Genomic DNA, 19720 nt, shown 5'->3' on the forward strand with positions numbered 1-19720 from the left:
TGTTATGATAACAAAAAGAATTTAGAGGTGACTCAAATGATTAGGGCGATCACGTTAAATGATCTAGCAACTGTTCAACAAATCGCAAAGATCAGTTGGAACAGCACATATAAAGGAATTATTCCAGACAATATACAAGAGCTTTTTCTAAAAAAGGCTTATTCAAATACGATGTTAGCCAAAAGAATGGAAAAAACTATTTTTTTACTTGCAGAGTTTGAAGGAAAGCCAATTGGATTTGCTAATTTTACGTATGTAGATGAAGATGGAGATGCCGAGCTAACCGCTATCTATGTACTTCCAGAGTATCAGCAAATAGGCTACGGCAAAAAACTACTACAGGCCGGCTTGAACGAGATGCCAACGGGACGTCAGTTATTCGTCTATGTAGAAAGCAAAAATGATGGAGCGCGTGCATTTTATGAACGTTTCGGTTTTGAATGCTTGGAAGAATTTGACGAATACTTTGAAGGTCATCCTCTATCCACGGCTAAATATGTGTATTTATTAAAAACACCGACTTACTGAGTAAGTCGGTGTTTTATCTTTATACTGTTTGATCTGGATTGTAGTATTCTTGCTCCTGCGCAAAGCTCGTCGCAGAAAGACATTTTGCTCCTGCGCAAAGCTCGTCGCAGAAAGACATTTTGCTCCTGCGCAAAGCTCGTCGCAAAAAATTTCTTTCTTATCTTCTTATTTATAAAGAATTGTGATTTAGTTATACCGTTTGATCTGGATTGTAGTATTCTTGCTCAGCGAATTCAACTGGCGGCTTACGGACGAAGCACATAATTGCTGCGATGTATAATAATATCGATGTTAACGATATGATCCCCGCAAACAATCCAGCTAGTATAAACATAATACCTGCTAATTTTGGATTTTTATTTTTGGATATAGAAACAATCCCTACAATATTTAGTATAAGACTAATTACAAGGGCAACAACAAATCCCCAACCAAATACACCAAACACACTTGGAAGTATATCCACCAATTGTGCAATTGCTTCCGCATCCTGGCCAGTTAAAGTTGGATCATTTAATATTTGTTGCTCAAACTCCGTATTAAATGCCTCATCCTGTATGGCTGCACTTCCAGTAGTTACAATTATCGCCATCAATATAATTGCTAGAAGTGTAAAAATTGCACTTATAATACCTAAAACCTTTTCTCCTGTTCGAGACATATGTATACCTCCATTAATGTTTTATATAGTAATTTTACGTTCAACCTTACTAAAAGTTTCATCTTTTTTTACTTTTACCCTATACAAAATGAAATAAACTTGTTTAATAGTTGTTTTAGGGGGGTACTTAAATACTAACACTTACTACAGAAAGGAAGGAATAGGATGGAGAAAAAGTTAATCTTTAATCAGTCTGATTTCTTATACACATTGGCAGGTGCATCCGTATTAACCGGTATTTTAGTTTTATTTATTTAACATTACAAATGTAAAAGGCAATCCACTTTTCTTAAATAAGCGGATTGCCTTTTATATTTATTAAGCTTTTACATCGTCATATTCGTTTGATTTATTAAAAGCTGCCACAACGTATGAGCATACAGCTTCCATCTTTAATTCTTTTTCACGTGCGTAGGCTACTGCAGTATCTAATAATTTCTTTGCTATACCTTGCCCTCGTAGTTTATCTGAAACGTATGTGTGGTCCATCACCATGACATCTCCAAGTAAAGTCCACGTAATTTCACCAAGTCTTTCACCATCTTGGACATATTGATAGGCATAAACATCATTTCCTAATTCTTTGTATTGAAATTCCACAGTCAACCACTCCTTTTTTGAATTTTAACATAGTTATTTGTTAATTGACAACGGACGCAACTTAGCTTCTATCTGCTCTCTTTTTGTTTCTAAAAAAGGAGGTAGAGCGAGAGACTCACCTAAGGATTCTAATGGTTCATCTGAATTAAAGCCTGGCTCATCTGTAGCCAATTCATATAGAATACCGTTAGGTTCTCTGAAATAAATGGATTTGAAATAATAACGATCTACTAAACCTGATGTGACAAATCCTTTTGCACGCAATAATTCTTCCCATTTTGGATAGTCCTCCATTGTCGGCACACGGAATGCAACATGGTGCACACTTCCTCTACCAGGTCTCTCTTGTGGTAAATCAGTTCTTGTTTCAATATGCACTTCGCCTGCCGGCCCCCCTGCACCTGTGGTATATACTAACACTTCAGGCATATTAGCTATTTCTGATGGATAAGATCCAGCTAACGTGAATCCTAGAATTTCTGTAAGCACTTTTTCTGTTGGATCTGCTTTTCGCACAGTTAGCTTCACTGGACCTAATCCTACAATCGCATTTTCAGCAGAGATCTCTTCTTTCACCCAAGCCTCTCCATATGGAATTCCTTTACCATCATCGACTACTAGCATTAAACGAGAGCCCTCAAAGTCTTCAAAATAAAGTGTTTTCCGCCCGAATTTTTCCTTTATTTCGTCATGGGGTACTTCCAATTTCGTAAATCTTTCTTTCCAAAATTTCAGAGCATCTTCGCTTTTTACACGGAATCCCGTATTGCTAATACTTGATACACCAGGATATGTTCTTCCTGCCATCGGAATGTCAAAGTAAGTCATATCTGTTCCAGGGGTTCCTACAGCATCTGCATAAAACAAATGATAGGAAGATGTACTATCTTGATTGACTGTTTTTTTCACTAATCTCATGCCCAGTATTCTTGTAAAAAAGTCGTGATTTTTATCAGCATCTGCTGTGATTGCTGACACATGGTGTATTCCTGCTAATTTCATTGCTTTCTCCTCCATTTTATCTCGAATTCAAGATAATTTTATTAGTTTTATAATATCAAATAAATATAATATGTGCAAATAGGAAGTTATTATTAATGGTTCATCGCTAGTATGCAATGAAATTAAAAGTCATAGTACTAATTTCTATAGGCATTCGCGCCTGCGTCCGATAAATAAGAAAATCATTGAAACGGCTCCCTTTCCGCGGGCGTTGCCTTAGCCTCCTAGGCCAACACGTGTTGGTCATGCAATCGTTGCCGCAAAAGTTCTTATGCGACGAGCTTTGCGCAGGAGCAGGATGCGGCGAACTTAGATTGCCTTCCCCTCAACTGCGGGGTCTTCTGCTAACGCTATTCCCGCAGTGGTGTCACCTTTTTCAACGATTTTCTATAAATACTAATTGAAAAAATGTAAGTGATAGAAACTTGCTCTATCAATGGTATGATGGTTTTCTAATTGAAAGGCGGTTAATAGATAATTGTAGTGGAAGGCGGTGACTCTAGCCGGAATAGCAAATGTTTTCTGCACCGAAAGCGAAGCGGCAGGTGCATGAGTGAAAGGACCCTGGACTGAGCTTAGCGAAATTAGTTTTTGCGACGAGCTTTGCGCAGGAGCATTGTTTTTTGCGACGAGCTTTGCGCAGGAGCATTGTTTTTTGCGACGAGCTTTGCGCAGGAGCAAGGGAAGCGGCTGAAGCCATGCCCGGCGGAACGCGTCCGCCTGGAACGGAAATTAACGGGTCTAATGAACCCCGTAAAGGATATAGGAGCGACTTATCCTTCGGAGAGTCATGCGTAGCGTGCAGCAAGAGGTATATCCGTCTTTCCAAACTCTAAGCGCTAGTCCATAAAAAACACCCTAAATGCCTGCGATGACAATTAGGGTGTATCGTTTAATTAAATAAAGAACGAATGGAATCAATTAAATTATTAAAGAAGTCTTTGACACTTTGCCAAAATCCTTCATCATCTACAATCTTACCAATCTTATCTTCTATCGTTTTACTTAAATCATTCAATTGATCAGACCACTGGCTAAAATCGATGTCTAGTTGACGAATTCGATCCATCAAATCTATTAGTAATTGGCGATCTTTTTCAGATAGTTCAATCTGTAACTTAGCTAACTGCTCCGTAACTATCTTTTCAACTTCTTCACGTGAAACAGGATTTTGCTCAGCAATTTGTTTTTTAATTTCTGTTAACAATTCACTTACTTTCGCTTCATCAATACCTGCTTCTTTTGCAAGATTTGTCGCTACCGATAGTTCATCGTTTGCTACATCTGTACGTTCTGGGTCTAACTCTCCGCCTGTCACTTCGTACGCTTTATATATTCCTACGAGCGCCGAATGACCAGTAACTGGTTTTGGAGCAGCGATTTCTACAACTGCGTCCTGAATTCCAGCTGTAAGCATTGCATTTGCATACATTTCTGAAGTTACCTCAGTAATATTATCTGGTGTGACAATATTGATTACTAAACCTTTACCAGCATCTTTTCTAGTGATTTTGGCTGAAGAGAACATTCGTGCAGATGCATCACCATCTTTTAAATACGTCGCTAAATCTTTCCCTGTTACGATTATTTCTTGAACATCTGAATTCTCGGTTATTTTTAAACTATTTTTCACACTATTTTTTTGTTCATCTGTCAGGTTCCCACCATAAACGACTATTGGTGCACCGAATTTTTCGTTAACTGGTTCCGTAGTACCCGTAGAGTCTGCAAACGTGATAGAAGGAGTAACTAAAACTCCAAACAATAAAATGACAGCGATAAATGGTTGTAATAATTTCTTCACTCAAATATCCCCTTTCTTCCAATCCATTCTTCCATTAGTACGAAAAAAGGAGCAAAAAGTTCCGACTGATCGATTCTTTTTACTCCTTCTCCAATTATTTCTAACTATTTAGACCTTTCCAAGTTTAACTATTGGAAACTTTCTTTTACATTTTTACTTCTGTCCAGCCATCATTTTGAACAATTTTACCCTCTTTCATGAGTTTACCAAGTGCTCGTTTAAAAGCCGCTTTACTCATCGTAAACATTTCTTGGATCTCCTCAGGCGTTGACTTATCAGTAAATGGCATTCTACCACCTACGTCATTTAAATATCTAAAAATAGATTCCGCATCGTCTCCCAAACGTTCATGTTTACGAGGTAATAAGGAACCGTTCAATGATCCATCTTCCTTTGTATCTATGATACGAACCGTTAAATCCTGGCCTAATCTAGGTTCTTCCACACGTTCTGATTGGTGCACGAAAATACGGTAATTTTCTGGAACACTAAGTAAGAAAGATCCAATCGGAAGAAGTCTATACGCTCTAGCTTGTACATTTTTGTTTAGTAAAGTAGTTGGAGCATCTATATATAGTTCCTCCACGCGATCTTCTGTTGCAAGACGACCAAACAATTCTCCTTCTTTATCTGTGCGAAGTGTCATATATAAGTGATCGCCAATAACTGGCCACAGTTCTTTCACTTTCGGTAAGTCCTCTGCCTTTACTTGTACTTCCTTAGAAGTGCCAATATCGACAAATGCCCCTTCTTTATCCGTAACTTTTATCACCCTCGCCCATCCATACGTCCCCTTTGTAATATGTGGCAGTTGTGTGGTAGCTGATAAATTCCCTCTACGATCTACAAATAAAAATACTTCAATCTTGTCATCCACTTGTAAATCTTCTGGTGCTTCAGAAGCATTTAAAGAGATTTCTTCTCCTTTATGTGTGAGAATCCATTTTGATCCTTCTTTTTCTTCAACTTTTAATTTTACAATTTCTCCTGATTCTAGCTCTGCCAAATTCACCGCTCTCCTTCTGACCAATTATGATAATGGTCTTGACCTTACTTCTAATTTGTATCGTACATTATCCACTTATATATTCAGAAACCCTTACTTTACTTATTACCTTTTCGTTTGCATTATAAACTCTCCAACTAATCCGTAACAAAGACTATGTATATAAACTAATCGCTCTCTTCTTCTTGTAATTCAAGGAGTTTTGATTGAAGATCTGGATTCTCTTCTAGAAACAAAACTAAATCTGCTATACGATCAATGGAATTCCAGCTTAAATGGTGTTCAATTCCTTCTACATCATTGTATATATTCTCTTCTTTTACTCCAATTAGTCTTAGGAAGTCTTCTAATAAATCATGTCTTTTCACTAATTTTTTCCCAAGTTTTAATCCTTTAGGAGTGAGTGTAAGACCACGGTATTTCTCATAAATTAAAAAACCGTCTTTATCCAACTTCTGTACCATTTTCGTTACAGACGAAGGCAAGACAGATAAGGCTTCTGCAATGTCAGACACACGAGCATATCCTTTCTGCTCGATTAACAAATATATTTGTTCGATATGGTCTTCCATGCTTGGTGTTGGCATACGTATCTTCCTTTCATAACTACTCCGTTTATTTTACTACAACGCTCTCTTCTTCACAAATATAGCTATTTTATCCAAGTAGAGCTTTTCTAAGTGAAAGAACCTTATCGTTTGATAAGGTTCTGAGAGAAAAGTTTAAGGTTTAACTACGATGAGGATACTTTCCAATTACATGTATTGATTGGATAATTCTCTTATTAATCCATTCTAAGTTCTCTTTTGAATTTAAACGTTCAAATACAGCCGTTCTTCCTTTGTCAGTTGTGACGTAATGTGCGGGTAAAGTATTTAAGCTTAAAGCTATAATATCCAATTCACATTGTTCACATTTACAAAAGGTTTGGTATTCCGGACCTCTCATAAGCATCGTCACCAGGCTCTTCACAATTTCTTCCGTTACGTTTGTGAGCAAATTTATCTCTTCTCCTTAAAAATTATCATGATGTTTAACACTATATACGAAAGGGTAAAACTTTAATAACCAAATGCTAAAGCGGAAAGGAGAATATATATGGGTAAAATTTTATGGTCTATTATCGTTATTTTAATCGTACTTTGGTTACTCGGTTTAGTATTAAAAATTGGTGGAGGGCTAATCCACACACTACTAATTATAGCAGGTATTATTTTTGTTATTCAACTTGTAACAGGAAGACGGTCCGTATAGAAAAAGGATGCTCTATGAGCATCCTTTTTTATTGGATTGTTTTCCCATAAATACATGTGTTTCTAAGTCTTTTCCCATCTGCTGATAAGGAGTCATTGTGAAGTAATCCTTCTAATGTATATCCGACTCTTTCTGCAACGGAGCGACTTCGAACATTTTCACTATCACAACGAATCTCTACTCGGTTTGCCTGTAAATCCTCAAAAGCAAACTGTGTTATTCGTTCACAAGCTTCCGTCATTAAACCTTTTCCTTCAAACTTACAATCAATCCAATAGCCAATTTCAAACTTTCGTACATTCCAATCTATTCGATGTAATCCGGATGCACCTACAAATTCACCAGTATCTTTCAAGAACAAATGAAGTCGTAAGTCTTTTCGTGTTATAAAATCAGCAACCGCTTGGCGTAAATTAGTCGTCATCTGTTCCAATGTTTGTTTATTTTGTGCCCAGGGCATCCACTCTTTTAATGCATCATGAGAGTTAATTACTGACCTCCACACAACTTCTGCATCCTCCAAACGAGGTGCTCTAATTATAAGTCGTTCTGTGTAAAACTCCTCTGAAATAGAGTGTCGCTCTTCATTCTTTGCTTTTTTATTGAAATCATCGTCCCAGTTAACCGGAGTTGCGGTTCCCTTTAAAAAGTCATCTCTCGTCATTCCATATGTCACTGCATCATAGTAAGAGTTTTCCTTGGGAGAAAACCAAGCCTGTCTGAGCTGAGCTTCTTTCACAAAGCCAGCTCTTTCAAACGTTTTACGCATAGCAAAATTATCCTGTCGAGTATGACCCTCCAATCGTATTTTCACTTCAGGCAGTTGGAAAACATACTCAGTAACCATTTTCAATGCAAGAGGACCATATCCTCTTCCACGTGCTTCATCTGCAATTCGTAAATCAAATAAAGGAATCTCATCTTGTAAGTCATAGATTTTAACAATTCCTACTTGTTCTTTTTTTTCATTTTCAACCCAAAATGTCTTCACTTGATCCGATTGATATCCACCTTCTTCAATCGTCTTTTCTATTAATTCTCTCGCCGGATGAGAGTTACCATGATATGGCCAAGTGTTAGTCGTCATAAAATGTATTAGCTCTTCTTGTTCTTCCATTGTCCATTCTGTAAGCTTCATGCTACCCCTCCCGTGCTACTTATGCACTTTTAGTAGTCGTAAAGAATTTAGTACCACCAGTAATGTCGCACCCATATCAGCAAAGATGGCAATCCATAACGTTAACCATCCTGGAATAATGAGTAAAAGTGCAATGATTTTTAATCCTAATGCAAACATAATATTTTCTTTAATAATATGCAATGCTTTTCGACTTAATCGAATCGTATATGGGAGTTTTTCTAAATCATCGGCCATCAAAGCAACATCCGCTGTTTCAAGAGCCGCATCTGTTCCGGCTCCACCCATGGCAATTCCAACCGTTGATGCTGCAAGTGCTGGAGCATCGTTTACACCATCTCCAACCATTGCTACTGACCCATACTTTTCTTTCAGTGATTTTATAGCTAATAGTTTTTGTTCAGGCATAAGCCCGGCTTCTACATCAGTTAGTCCAAGTTTAACAGCAATAGCTTGAGCTGTTCGCTCATCATCTCCGGTAAGCATTACAGTATGTTTGATACCTGCAGATTTTAAATCGGCTAATACTGTCATGCTAGTTGAACGAATTGGATCTGCTACAGCAATAAATCCTTTGTATATTCCATCCTCTGAAGCCAGCATCACTGTGTTTCCTTCTGCTTGTAACTTTTCCACACGAGCTATAACTTCCGTTGGAACAGTGTTAATCGCACCTATCCAAGCAACGCTTCCTACCGCCCATTTCTTTCCTTCTATTACTCCTTCTGCACCTTTTCCAGTAACAGATTGGAATTCCTCGACCTCTACCGCTTGTATATGTTCCTTAGAAGCATACTTTACAATTGCTTGTGCAAGTGGGTGTTGTGAATACGTTTCAATCGACATTACTTTTTGAATGAAGTCATTATCGGATTCTGCTTCCACATAAGTCACTTCAGGATAACCTTTTGTTAATGTTCCTGTTTTATCAAACGCAATTGCTTTCAAACGGCCTATTTCTTCTAAATGTATTCCACCTTTAATAAGTACACCCTGTTTTGCGGCATTTCCTATTGCTGTTACGATTGCAACAGGTGTAGATACGACTAATGCACATGGACATCCTACTACTAGAACTGCAAGTCCCTGGTAAATCCATGTCTGCCAATCTGCTCCGAATAATGGAGGAACGATTGCTACTAAAAAGGCGATCACAATAATAGCAGGTGTATAATACTTCGCAAATTTATCGACAAACTTTTGTGAAGGAGCCTTTTCAGCCTGTGCTTCTTCTACTAAATGAATAATCTTAGCAATCGTAGTATCTTCTACTCTCTTAGTTACTTGAACTTCCAAAGAGCCCTCTTCATTTAATGTACCAGCAAACACTTCGTCCCCTATAGTTTTTACTGCAGGTACTGACTCACCTGTAATAGACGCTTGATTGACAGCTGATGTACCTTTTAAAACAATTCCATCCATTGCAATTTTTTGTCCTGGTTTCACAATGAGAATGTCATTAATTTGAATAAATTCTGTATCGACTTCTACAAGCTGATTATCACGGCGAATCGTTGCAGTTGGAGGAGCAATATCCATTAGCTGGCTAATTGATTGTCGTGCTTTATTCATCGAGTAAGCTTCTAATGCTTCACTCACTGCGAATAAAAAGACTACAACTGCACCCTCTCTCCATTCACCGATAATCGCTGCCCCTATAATGGCGATAGTCATTAGCGTATTCATATCAAAATAAAATTTTGATAAATTCTTAAACCCATGTTTGAACATTTCGTATCCACCAACAGCAATGGAAACAACAAATAAGCCGACTGCAGATGGATGGGACTCACCATTGACAATGGACGCAACAATCCCGATGACTAAAAATACGAAGGAAATGACTGTTACGATATTTTCCTTTCGTTTAAAGAACGGTACCTTTCCTTCTACTTTACGTTGCTTTTCTTGTGCTACTTTAATGCCGTCAAATGCCCCTGCTTTCTCAATATCTTCTATCGTCACATCTCCTATTACAGAAACTTTAGATGCTCCGAAATTAACAAGAGCGTCATCGACATTAGGAAGACTTTTTATATTATTTTCGAATTTCATGGCACAGCTGGCACATGAAAGATTTTCTAAGCGATATTCTTTTTTAGCTGTTTTCTCCATCTTTCCCACCCTCTTCTACCGCGTGTTCATACGCGATTTTAACTAGCTCGTTCACATGATGGTCTGCTAATGAATAATAAACTAATTTACCTTTACGACGTGATTTTGCAAGGGATAAATCTCTTAAAAATCGTAAATGATGTGATGCAGTTGCTGTAGATGATCCAATAATCTCACTCACATCACAAACACATAATTCTTCTTCTATTGTTAGTGCGTATGCAATTTTAAGTCTTGTTTCATCTGCCAACGCTTTAAAAATTTGCGCAACCTTTGTAACTTCTGGCAGCTTCTTTTTGACAGCCTGCACTACTTCTTCATGTACAATTGTCACTTCACACATATCTTTGGTCTGCATTTCCTCACCTCATTCAAATGTTCATTTGATTGTTACTTTCATTATATGTTCACACTATTTAATATGCAACTTCATTCAAACATTTATTTGAATGTTTTTCATTCTATGAGTGAGCCATCCGATTATTGGAGCAAACCATCCGATGTGACCAGATAATCGATTTTCTGTCCGTATAAAATTATATCCGACTGGATAAGTGTGGTTTCTGTCCGTATAAAATTATATCTGACCGGATAGTTGTAGTTTCTGTCCGGATAGGTATTTTTCTGACCGCATAGCAGTTTCAACCCAAAAAAACCACTCAGATACTGAGTGGTCTCTCCAAACTTATTTAGCTTTCAAATTCAATTCATAGCCTTTCTCTATGTCCCCATCAATAACTGTTGTATGATATTTTCCTTCTGCCCAATCCATCACCTGATCATGGTACCAATCTGATTTCATATGCCCACTTTGACCAGGTCCAACGATATGATATGACTCACTTAAATCTGCCAAATCCGCAACAAATCGCCAGGATGCTCCGTGGTCGACTCTTCCATCATCACCGAAACCAGCTGCCTGCACTGTAATATTTGAGCCGCCAATTGGCACAGATTTTGGATTTAATAAATACTCTAAAATCGGCGAGGCACCTGCCAAGGGATGGTCAAATGTTAACTGATGATAATCCCCCCACTTCCACTTTTCTTCTTTTGAACCAAACTCCTCTTTAACATCCGCAATCGCATCTACAAAAGAATCATAAACCCATTTGTCCACTCCACCATACTCATCTAACCATGCACTAGATTCATTACGATATCCTTTCCTTAAAAACTGATCCGAGATATTTCCTTTTCCGGATAACATATTGTATACATCCTCTGGCATTTCATCTTCCAGCAAAGTCTTTGGAAGCTGCTTCATCCACTTATGAAAAACAAGAGGAGCCGCTAACTCCTTGTCATCCACCTGGTTCCACTCAGTTAGTAAACTAATAATCTCTTTATATTCCCCACCATTGTCTAGCTTTTCCACTGAATTAATCATAGAAGATAAAAATTCCCGAGCATATAAATTCGTTTGATCCATTTGTAAATTCATCATATCTTCCTTTGTTAAATCGGAATTACTTTTCAACACTTCTGCAATACGATCAAATCGGTAGGATTGTGCCCAAAAGTCTGTAATATGATATTTATAAGAATCATCTACTACTTGATTGTTCGCTGTCGCAATAAACCCTTCTAAAGGATTCACAATATTAGGTAGTTCATTGTATGGCACATACCCTTCCCACCCATAGTCAGCAGAGTCTCCCGGCACAGGTAATTGTCCGTCTCCCGATTTACGTATTGGTAGCCTACCATTTGCTTTATATGCAATTGTTCCATCTTTAGCAGCAAACACAAAGTTTTGTGCAGGTGCATGGAAATCCTCTAGAGCAGTCTCAAACTCATCCCATTTAGTCGATTTATTCATTTTAATAATTGCTTGTAATTCAAGCGTTGGCTCTAGCGCAGTCCATTGCATGGAAAACAAAGCGGATGCTTTCTCTTCTTTGAATAAAACATCTGAAATAATTGGCCCATGACGAGTTACCACAACCTCGAAAGGAATGGCTTCTTGTCCCTTTACTTTAATTTCATTTTTACGTACCTCTGCCTGCTCCCACTTACCTTCATAAAAAAACTGTGTTCGGTCATCCGGGTTTGGTGTTTCAATATATAAATCCTGGACATCAGGTCCCACATTCGTGACACCCCATGCAACGTCTTCATTGTGCCCTAGAATAATTCCAGGGATTCCAGCAAATATAACCCCGCTTACGTTAGAGACTCTAAATGCATTTGATACCAAATAGAAGGCGTACTTAATCCTAAATGTGGATCATCCGCAAGTAGCGGCATGCCACTTTCCGTTTTATTCCCACTAACGACCCAATTGTTACTCCCGTTAAATTCATTCGGTAGTAAAGAAGCATTAAAGTAACCGCTTACATTTACTGGTTTATTTTTGTTTGCCTCTATGATCGATTTTGCATCCTCTGGATAAGTAATAAATAATTCTTTCGCCTTTTCTTCCTCATATTCATTTAGCGCCCAATGCCTAATTGCCAAGGTTGACCAATTTCCTCCTAGATCATATGCCATAAATTTTCCTATTGCCAAAGAATCAATAGGCGTCCACTCTTCTGGTTCATATCCAAGGAGCTTAAACTCATAACTCAATTTCTTTTCTTCTTTCGCGAAGGCGATAAACTCATTAACCCCTTCCGCATACCATTTCAACACATCTTTTGCTTCTGGACTATAACCTTCATATGATTTTTCTGCAGCATCTCGCAAGCTAAATGTTAAGAAAAACTTATCTGTATCTAAAGCTGTTTCACCTACAACTTCTGATAATTGCCCACTTGCTTGCCTTCTCGCTAAATCCATTTGGAACAGTCGATCTTGTGCTTGTACGAATCCTTGAGCGCGATATAAATCTGCATCCGATTTTGCTAGAATATGAGGTACACCGTCAGCATCTCGCACAACTTTGACATCTGCCTCTAATACATCTACGGAAAGATCTCCCTTAATTATAGGCTTGGAATTGGATATATACATATTCACTCCAATTACCGCAATTGCAATTATCGCAAGGATACTCCCCAATAACCAAGCAATTATTTTCCACCTTTTCTTCACATTCGTACCCCCTTTTATTACATTACATTCATCGACATCCGTATTAAATTACCTTTATAACATAAAAAAAGACCTATGAATAAATATATTCATAGGTCAATATTTATATTATTCTTGTTTGTTTTCACCAACAATTTTTACTTCTAATTCTAACTCGACTCCAAAGTTCTCTTTTACCGCTTTCTTAACCATTTCAATTGTGCTTATATAGTCAGTAGCGGTTGCATTGTTCTTATTGACTATAAAACCAGCATGCTTTGTTGAAACTTCTGCCCCGCCGAAGCCTTTTCCTTGTAATCCGCTATCTTGGATAAGCTTTCCTGCGAAATAACCAGGAGGACGTTTGAATACACTTCCTGCAGAAGGATACTCAAGCGGTTGTTTGGATTCCCTTTGATATGTTAGGTCAGCTATTTTAGCATCAATTTCTTCTTGATTACCGGGTTTTAATTCAAATTCAGCCGATAAAACATAGTATCCTTTTTTTGTGATGATACTTTTACGGTAGCCAAGCTCTAATGCTTCTTTAGAAAGAACAAGTTTTTCTCCGGTACGTGTGAGGACTGTAGATTGAACAATTACATCCTGAACTTCTCCACCGTAAGCACCAGCATTCATTGCCATTGCACCGCCAATCGATCCAGGAATTCCACAGGCAAACTCTAATCCTGTTAGTGATTCTTTGGCCACAGCTCTTGAAACGTCAATAATGTCCGCTCCACTTTCTGCAATTACTCTATTTCCATTTATCGTAATCTTATTTAGTTTTTCTAAGCGAAGAACAATCCCTCTAACTCCACCATCCCGGACGACCATGTTTGATCCGTTTCCAAGAAGTAATAAAGGGATATCATTTTTGAACGCATATTGAACAACAAATGCTGCTTGGTCTTCCGTTTCGGGAGTGACGAATAAGTCCGCAACCCCACCCATCCGTGTCATTGTATGCAAATTTAGTGCTTCATCTATTTTTACATTTCTTGCATCTAGTTGTGTAGTTATATCTTGAAACCATTTTTGTTTACTCAAAAAAGACAATCCTTTCTTCATATACAATTCACCTTTACATAGTATGCGTTTTAGCAACTAATATATCAAGCAAAATTGTTATAACCATTCTTTAGACCAGGTTTCTATTCCGCCAACTACATCTTTTAGGGCAAGACCTTTGTCTGTTAAGTTATATTCGACCCGCACTGGGACTTCTGAAAAGACAGTTCTTTCTACTATACCTTCTTTTTCAAGTTCTTTTAAACGCTCAGAAAGTAACCGCCCACTTATAGGAAGAGAAGATTCAATTTCATTAAATCGTTTCGCTCCATCTATTAGTTGGTAAACAATCAAAGCTGTCCATCTTTTCCCTATCAATTCCATTGCCTTCGATAATCGCGGGCATAATAATGATTCTTTCATCTGTTTCACCTCTATCATTTTCTATTATATTCTCCTCTAAGTAATTTGTAAAACAAAGTAATTTAATTACTTGACGTAACCATGGCATTATTTTAAAGTTAGTTACATAAAGTAACTTATAGTTTAATAAACTTTTTAATGGGAACAGAATAATGTTGAATTTTTTATTTATCTTGAAATAAAACATCTTGATTTCAAAACAAATTTGTTTTATAATAAGTTTATCAAAAAACATTCCAAGGAGGAAATTTATAATGACAAAATTTAATCTTGACGCGGCACACTCTAGTATCGACTTTTCTGTGAAACACATGATGGTTTCCAAAGTAAAAGGTTCTTTCACAAATTTTACAGCTGACCTAGAAGGTACTGCTGAAGATTTAACTGGTGCAACTATCAGCTTCGATATCGATGTAAAATCAATTAACACAAATAACGAAGATCGTGATAACCACTTACGTTCAGGTGACTTCTTTGATACAGAAAAATACCCAAGTATTAAATTCGTTGCTACAGACATTAAAAAAACGGATGATGGTGAATATGACGTAACTGGTGATATGACAATTAAAGGTGTAACAAAACCAGTGACTTTCGAAGTAGAATACGGCGGTAAAGGAACTAACCCATGGGGCCAAGAAGTAGTAGCATTTTCTGCGGATACAAAAATTAACCGTAAAGATTTTGATCTAGTATGGAACCAAGCACTTGAAACTGGTGGCGTTCTTGTTGGTGAAGACATCAAAATCACTGTGGAACTAGAGTTAAACCCAGCTCAATAATCTATATACATCTTAAGCTATCCTAAAAAACTAGGATAGCTTTTTTTGTTTCTTTCAAAACGCTAGAAATATGAAAACACATACATTTCCAAACTAAAAAAACTGACTATTCTGGAATATATTATATACTTTATACTACATCAAATCTGTGCTATTGTATGGAGTATTCTATATTGTCAGAAAGGAAAGTTTATTATGCCTCAAATGCTAGCTTTAGTTTTGGTTGTCGGAATTTTATTTATCGGAGATCTTGTCTCTAATAGAACGAAGGCATGGATCCCTTCCGTTTTCGTTTCCGCCGTTCTATTTATTATTGGTTATTGGACTTTCTTTCCAAAAGAGATTGTTTCCATTGCAGGGGTACCTCCTGTAGTAGCAACAATGATGATTTATTTACTTATTACTAATATGGGTACTTTACTTTCCATTCAACAATTAAAGGAGCAGTGGAAAACGATCTTAATTTCACTAGCTGGAATATTAGGTATTATCGCTGTTCTATTTAGTATAGGAACTTTATTATTTGATCTTGAAACGGTTATTGTTGCAATCCCCCCTCTTGTTGGAGGATTGGTCTCCGCATTGATCATGTCTGAGGGAGCAGCAAATGCTGGATTAACAACATTATCTGTATTTGCAATTGTTATTTACGTTATGCAAGGCTTTGCTGGTTATCCACTTACATCTATCGCACTTAAGAAAGAAGGGAAATCACTTCTTGAAAAATTCCGTAAAGGAGAACTTACAATACCAGGACAAACCAACACTTCTTCAGATGAACCACAAGAAGAGCTGAAAATGTTCCGCAAAATGCCTGCAAAATATAACACAGATTACTTTAAGTTTTTCCGTTTAGCTTTGGTAGGTTTTCTTGCCTATCTTGTTTCAACTGTTTTAGAACCTATTGTATCCATTAGTCCGTATGTTCTTTGCCTATTATTCGGTATTATCGCATCGAGTATTGGTTTCTTAGAACGCCAAGTATTACAAAAAGCAAATGGTTTCGGCTTATGTATCATGGTTCTGATGCTTTTCGTTTTTGATGCTTTAAAGACAGCAACACCTTCGATGATTATGCAAATTCTATATCCACTTATCGGAACAATTATCCTTGGAGTAATAGGTATGTATATTTTCTCTTTACTTATGGGAAAAGTTCTAAAAGTGAGCAAAAATATGGCTTTTGCCATTTCGTTAACTGCACTTTACGGATTTCCTGCTGATTACATCATTACAAACGAAGTAATTAATTCTTTAACCCAGGATGAAAAAGAACGAGAAGCTTTAACTGCACATATGCTGCCACCTATGCTAGTCGGAGGATTCATCAGTGTTACGATCGTTTCTGTTATTCTCGCAGGTATTTTCGTAGGATTCTTATAAGATTAGGAGAGATAATATGGCAAATCAAGCTAGAATAGAAGAACATATTAAGCAACTAAGTCAATTTACTGCTACTCCAGGCGCAGGAGTCACAAGGCTTACCTATTCTAAAGAAGATCAAGACGCTAGAAAATACATCATAAAGAAAATGACTGAATATGGGCTTATTGTTTCTGAAGACGGATTTGGTAACATTTTTGGAAAACTCGAAGGAAATCAGCCAGATGCTCCATCTATTATTGTCGGTTCCCATTTTGACTCTGTCCCAAATGGAGGAGCTTATGATGGTGCTGCAGGAGTGGTGGTCGGCTTAGAGGTAGCCGCACTCTTTCAAGAAACCGGTTGCAAGCCAGCCTATCCTCTCGAAATTATTGCTCTTGTCGAAGAAGAAGGCTCCCGTTTTGGTGGAGGGTTAATGGGTTCGAGAGGAATGATGGGTTTATTGACTAATGAAGAGTTTAAAAGTCTTGCTGATAAAGATGGGATACTTGCTGAAGATGCGATGATGAGCATTGGATTAGATCCTTCGAACGATAAAATTCGTGATCCAAAAACGATTAAAGCATTCTTAGAGCTTCATATCGAACAAGGTCCAATTTTAGAAGAAAAAAATATTCCAATTGGTATTGTGGAAGCAATCGTTGGTTTAACTCAATTAGAAGTTACGATTCAAGGGCAAGCAGGACATGCTGGTACTACACCGATGGAACGACGATCAGATGCACTTGTCACTGCCGCCGAAATCATTGCAGCTTTCCCTCAGCTTGCCTTCGAGGAAGGAAACGGTACGGTTATTACAACCGGGCAGTTACATGTATTTCCTAATGGATCAAATGTCATCCCAAACAAAGTAATTTTTTCGGTAGATATACGTTCAGCTAAAGAAGAACATGTTCATAGCGCAATGCAAAAAGTAGAGCAATTAATTGCCTCCAAAAATGGTATGGGTATCCTTACTTCCACTGAACAATTGCTTTATATTGCACCGAAAGAAATGAACGAAACAATTCAATCTACTTTTAAAGAAGTGAGCGACAAATTAGACATTCCTTATTGCACAATTAATAGCGGTGCTGGTCATGATGCGATGATTTTATCTGATTTCACCGCTTGTGGGATGGTGTTTATTCCAAGTAAAGATGGTCTAAGTCATTGCCCAGAGGAATGGTCTGATTCGAGCCACCTGGCTGCAGGAGCTAATATTTTGTTCCAAACAGCTTTACATTTAACGGAGGGAAATAAATAATGATTAATTTAAAATTGAAAGACTCTATTACTAATTCTAAAGATGAATTAACTGCTCTACGCCGTAAATTACATAGTGAGCCAGAGTTATCTTTTGAAGAATTTAAAACGACAGCTTTTGTGTGTGAGTACTTAGATAAACTCGGAATTTCATATCGAAAAACTGAGCCTACAGGAGTTATTGCCGAAATTCAAGGAACTCCAGGCGGAAAAACCATTGCTCTTCGCGGTGATATGGATGCACTCCCGGTTCAACAGCTTAATACCCATGTACCTTATGCTTCTAAAGTCGAAGGAAAAATGCATGCATGTGGACATGATGCGCACACCTCTATGCTACTAATCGCTGCAAAGGTTTTATCTGAAGTGAAAGATGAACTTCCTGGAAATGTACGCTTCCTATTCCAACCAGCTGAAGAAGCAGCTGCCGGGGCTAAAGCAATGGTTGACCAAGGCGCAATGGATGGAGTAGACAATGTTTTTGGTATTCATATTTGGTCTCAAATGCCAACAAACAAAGTTTCTTGTACACCAGGGCCTTCCTTTGCTGCTGCTGATATTTTTAAAGTGAAGTTTAAAGGACGCGGTGGGCATGGTGCTATACCAGAAGCTTGTATTGACGCGGCACTTGTTGCCTCATCGTTTGTCATGAATGTGCAAACCGTTGTTTCTCGAACAATTGATCCACAAAGTCCAGCGGTTCTCACGGTAGGAAAAATGGTAGTAGGAACAAGATTTAACGTAATTGCTGAAAATGCTGAAATTGAAGGAACTGTACGTACGTTTCATCCAGATACTCGTAATCATATCGAAAAAAGCATTACACAATACGCTGAGAGTGTAGCTTCTATATACGGTGCTTCTGCTGAAGTAGAGTATATCCGAGGTACAGATGCCGTAGACAACGACAAAGAAAGCGCGGAACTTGTTCAACAGGTAGCTACTGAAGCTTTCGGTTCAGAAGTTATTTATAACGAAAAACCTACAATGGGCGGTGAGGATTTTTCTGCATTCCTTACAAAGGCTCCTGGTAGCTTTGCTCTTGTAGGAAGTGGTAATCCAGAAAAAGATACAGAATGGGCTCATCACCATGGGAACTTTGATATCGATGAAGATGCACTCGTCACTGGTGCAGAACTATACGCTCAGTATGCTTGGGCTTATTTAAAAAAGTAAGAAAATGGAAAGTCAACATTCTAACTCAACTAAATTTCGTTCATTTTCCACTACTCTGAAATTATTCAGAGTAGTTTTTTAAATTTTGAAACTATCTTTTGAGATTTTCGTATATACTAAAGAAAATGGAAATGGAGTGATAATAATGGAAGATATTATTGGACTTGGAATCGGACTTATTGCAGTGGTGATGATTTTCTCGATACCACTTTCCGCAATATGGTCAACTCATTTACGCAAATCACAAAACATACGTGCACAAATTGTAAAAGACGAAATAGAGTTAGAAAAGCTCAAATATGATAATTTTTTACTTGAAACGGAAAGAATGCGAATAGATTTACAGCAAAAACAAGCAAGTCTACTCGAAACTTCAGCGGATCCTTTAATCATAGAGTTACAAAAGCGTGCTCAAACCGAGTCAAAAGTTATATCTTCATAAAAATCGTGTCGAGATTATTTCGCACGTTTTTTTAATTGTTTTATGAAAAGGAGCATACAATGTAAACATCTACAAAAGGATTTTTTCTACTTCTTAAAAGCCTTAGATGATCAGTCAAAATAACAATTATAGCAG

The 19720-nt window shown here is 37.6% G+C and carries 19 protein-coding genes and 1 pseudogene; 7 read left to right on the top strand and 13 right to left on the bottom strand.

Going from position 1 to position 19720, the window contains the following annotated elements; translation table 11 throughout:
- Positions 1-36 precede the first annotated feature (36 nt).
- Positions 37-528: a GNAT family N-acetyltransferase gene (locus tag P2Q73_RS02520; protein WP_053591644.1), complete on the top strand. Its 492-nt coding sequence runs from the start codon at positions 37-39 to the stop codon at positions 526-528.
- A gap of 190 nt (positions 529-718) precedes the next feature.
- Here P2Q73_RS02520 and P2Q73_RS02525 read toward each other — a convergent pair whose 3' ends face one another.
- The 7 genes from P2Q73_RS02525 to P2Q73_RS02555 form a co-directional block, all read right to left on the bottom strand.
- Positions 719-1189, bottom strand: a complete 471-nt coding sequence (locus P2Q73_RS02525) for a DUF4064 domain-containing protein (protein ID WP_275783554.1) — start codon at positions 1187-1189, stop codon at positions 719-721.
- A gap of 318 nt (positions 1190-1507) precedes the next feature.
- Entirely contained in the window at positions 1508-1789 is a 282-nt protein-coding gene (locus P2Q73_RS02530) for a GNAT family N-acetyltransferase (protein ID WP_053591642.1), read from the bottom strand.
- A 33-nt stretch (positions 1790-1822) separates the two neighbouring features.
- The gene (locus P2Q73_RS02535) at positions 1823-2791 is read right to left on the bottom strand and encodes a ring-cleaving dioxygenase (RefSeq protein WP_275783558.1); all 969 of its coding nucleotides are present in this window, start codon (positions 2789-2791) and stop codon (positions 1823-1825) included.
- 892 nt (positions 2792-3683) lie between these two features.
- Complete coding sequence (locus tag P2Q73_RS02540) at positions 3684-4595, bottom strand: DUF1002 domain-containing protein (RefSeq protein WP_053591640.1); 912 nt, start codon at positions 4593-4595, stop codon at positions 3684-3686.
- 145 nt (positions 4596-4740) lie between these two features.
- The gene (locus P2Q73_RS02545; protein WP_156316833.1) at positions 4741-5601 is read right to left on the bottom strand and encodes a CvfB family protein; all 861 of its coding nucleotides are present in this window, start codon (positions 5599-5601) and stop codon (positions 4741-4743) included.
- Between the two features lie 167 nt (positions 5602-5768).
- The gene (gene mntR, locus P2Q73_RS02550; protein WP_053591638.1) at positions 5769-6188 is read right to left on the bottom strand and encodes a transcriptional regulator MntR; all 420 of its coding nucleotides are present in this window, start codon (positions 6186-6188) and stop codon (positions 5769-5771) included.
- Positions 6189-6330: 142 nt separating this feature from the next.
- On the bottom strand, positions 6331-6600 hold the full coding sequence (locus P2Q73_RS02555) for a late competence development ComFB family protein (protein ID WP_253278911.1): 270 nt from the start codon (positions 6598-6600) through the stop codon (positions 6331-6333).
- A 99-nt stretch (positions 6601-6699) separates the two neighbouring features.
- On the opposite strand from P2Q73_RS02555, the gene P2Q73_RS02560 reads away from it, so the two are divergent.
- Positions 6700-6855, top strand: a complete 156-nt coding sequence (locus tag P2Q73_RS02560; RefSeq protein ID WP_156350779.1) for a lmo0937 family membrane protein — start codon at positions 6700-6702, stop codon at positions 6853-6855.
- 28 nt (positions 6856-6883) lie between these two features.
- On the opposite strand, the gene P2Q73_RS02565 is transcribed toward P2Q73_RS02560, so the two are convergent.
- The 6 genes and pseudogenes from P2Q73_RS02565 to P2Q73_RS02590 form a co-directional block, all read right to left on the bottom strand.
- The gene (locus P2Q73_RS02565; RefSeq protein WP_056830916.1) at positions 6884-7993 is read right to left on the bottom strand and encodes a GNAT family N-acetyltransferase; all 1110 of its coding nucleotides are present in this window, start codon (positions 7991-7993) and stop codon (positions 6884-6886) included.
- A gap of 15 nt (positions 7994-8008) precedes the next feature.
- Positions 8009-10108, bottom strand: a complete 2100-nt coding sequence (locus P2Q73_RS02570) for a heavy metal translocating P-type ATPase (protein ID WP_275783570.1) — start codon at positions 10106-10108, stop codon at positions 8009-8011.
- Entirely contained in the window at positions 10092-10466 is a 375-nt protein-coding gene (locus P2Q73_RS02575) for an ArsR/SmtB family transcription factor (RefSeq protein ID WP_275783573.1), read from the bottom strand. Before P2Q73_RS02575 ends, P2Q73_RS02570 begins: the two co-directional genes overlap by 17 nt.
- A gap of 327 nt (positions 10467-10793) precedes the next feature.
- Positions 10794-13144 (bottom strand): annotated as a pseudogene (locus P2Q73_RS02580) (penicillin acylase family protein).
- A 108-nt stretch (positions 13145-13252) separates the two neighbouring features.
- The gene (murB, locus tag P2Q73_RS02585) at positions 13253-14173 is read right to left on the bottom strand and encodes a UDP-N-acetylmuramate dehydrogenase (RefSeq protein WP_275783713.1); all 921 of its coding nucleotides are present in this window, start codon (positions 14171-14173) and stop codon (positions 13253-13255) included.
- Positions 14174-14251: 78 nt separating this feature from the next.
- Positions 14252-14557 carry a winged helix-turn-helix transcriptional regulator gene (locus tag P2Q73_RS02590; protein WP_053592289.1) on the bottom strand — a complete coding sequence of 102 codons (306 nt, stop codon included), beginning with the start codon at positions 14555-14557 and terminating at the stop codon, positions 14252-14254.
- Positions 14558-14811: 254 nt separating this feature from the next.
- Here P2Q73_RS02590 and P2Q73_RS02595 point away from each other — a divergent pair, with 254 nt between their 5' ends.
- The 5 genes from P2Q73_RS02595 to P2Q73_RS02615 all read left to right on the top strand — a co-directional run bounded on the left by P2Q73_RS02595 (position 14812) and on the right by P2Q73_RS02615 (position 19585).
- On the top strand, positions 14812-15339 hold the full coding sequence (locus P2Q73_RS02595) for a YceI family protein (protein WP_053591632.1): 528 nt from the start codon (positions 14812-14814) through the stop codon (positions 15337-15339).
- 195 nt (positions 15340-15534) lie between these two features.
- A complete protein-coding gene (locus P2Q73_RS02600) occupies positions 15535-16722 on the top strand; it encodes a hypothetical protein (protein WP_275783576.1) in 1188 nt (395 codons plus the stop codon).
- 16 nt (positions 16723-16738) lie between these two features.
- Positions 16739-17968, top strand: a complete 1230-nt coding sequence (locus P2Q73_RS02605; protein WP_275783579.1) for a Zn-dependent hydrolase — start codon at positions 16739-16741, stop codon at positions 17966-17968.
- Positions 17968-19143, top strand: a complete 1176-nt coding sequence (locus P2Q73_RS02610; protein WP_275783583.1) for a M20 metallopeptidase family protein — start codon at positions 17968-17970, stop codon at positions 19141-19143. The genes P2Q73_RS02605 and P2Q73_RS02610 overlap by 1 nt, the downstream gene beginning before the upstream one ends.
- 145 nt (positions 19144-19288) lie before the next feature.
- Positions 19289-19585: a hypothetical protein gene (locus P2Q73_RS02615; RefSeq protein WP_053591628.1), complete on the top strand. Its 297-nt coding sequence runs from the start codon at positions 19289-19291 to the stop codon at positions 19583-19585.
- Positions 19586-19720 lie beyond the last annotated feature (135 nt).

The organism is Bacillus sp. Cr_A10 (genome assembly GCF_029222665.1).
In the GTDB taxonomy this organism is placed as follows: domain Bacteria; phylum Bacillota; class Bacilli; order Bacillales_A; family Planococcaceae; genus Psychrobacillus.

Coding starts and splice junctions, on each gene's coding strand:
- P2Q73_RS02570 (WP_275783570.1), bottom strand. CDS start 10,108: ATGGAGAAAACAGCTAAAAAAGAATATCGCTTAGAAAATCTTTCATGT.
- P2Q73_RS02600 (WP_275783576.1), top strand. CDS start 15,535: ATGCCTCAAATGCTAGCTTTAGTTTTGGTTGTCGGAATTTTATTTATC.
- P2Q73_RS02615 (WP_053591628.1), top strand. CDS start 19,289: ATGGAAGATATTATTGGACTTGGAATCGGACTTATTGCAGTGGTGATG.
- P2Q73_RS02520 (WP_053591644.1), top strand. CDS start 37: ATGATTAGGGCGATCACGTTAAATGATCTAGCAACTGTTCAACAAATC.
- P2Q73_RS02560 (WP_156350779.1), top strand. CDS start 6,700: ATGGGTAAAATTTTATGGTCTATTATCGTTATTTTAATCGTACTTTGG.
- P2Q73_RS02595 (WP_053591632.1), top strand. CDS start 14,812: ATGACAAAATTTAATCTTGACGCGGCACACTCTAGTATCGACTTTTCT.
- P2Q73_RS02605 (WP_275783579.1), top strand. CDS start 16,739: ATGGCAAATCAAGCTAGAATAGAAGAACATATTAAGCAACTAAGTCAA.
- mntR (WP_053591638.1), bottom strand. CDS start 6,188: ATGCCAACACCAAGCATGGAAGACCATATCGAACAAATATATTTGTTA.
- P2Q73_RS02610 (WP_275783583.1), top strand. CDS start 17,968: ATGATTAATTTAAAATTGAAAGACTCTATTACTAATTCTAAAGATGAA.
- P2Q73_RS02535 (WP_275783558.1), bottom strand. CDS start 2,791: ATGAAATTAGCAGGAATACACCATGTGTCAGCAATCACAGCAGATGCT.
- P2Q73_RS02565 (WP_056830916.1), bottom strand. CDS start 7,993: ATGAAGCTTACAGAATGGACAATGGAAGAACAAGAAGAGCTAATACAT.
- P2Q73_RS02525 (WP_275783554.1), bottom strand. CDS start 1,189: ATGTCTCGAACAGGAGAAAAGGTTTTAGGTATTATAAGTGCAATTTTT.
- P2Q73_RS02575 (WP_275783573.1), bottom strand. CDS start 10,466: ATGCAGACCAAAGATATGTGTGAAGTGACAATTGTACATGAAGAAGTA.
- P2Q73_RS02590 (WP_053592289.1), bottom strand. CDS start 14,557: ATGAAAGAATCATTATTATGCCCGCGATTATCGAAGGCAATGGAATTG.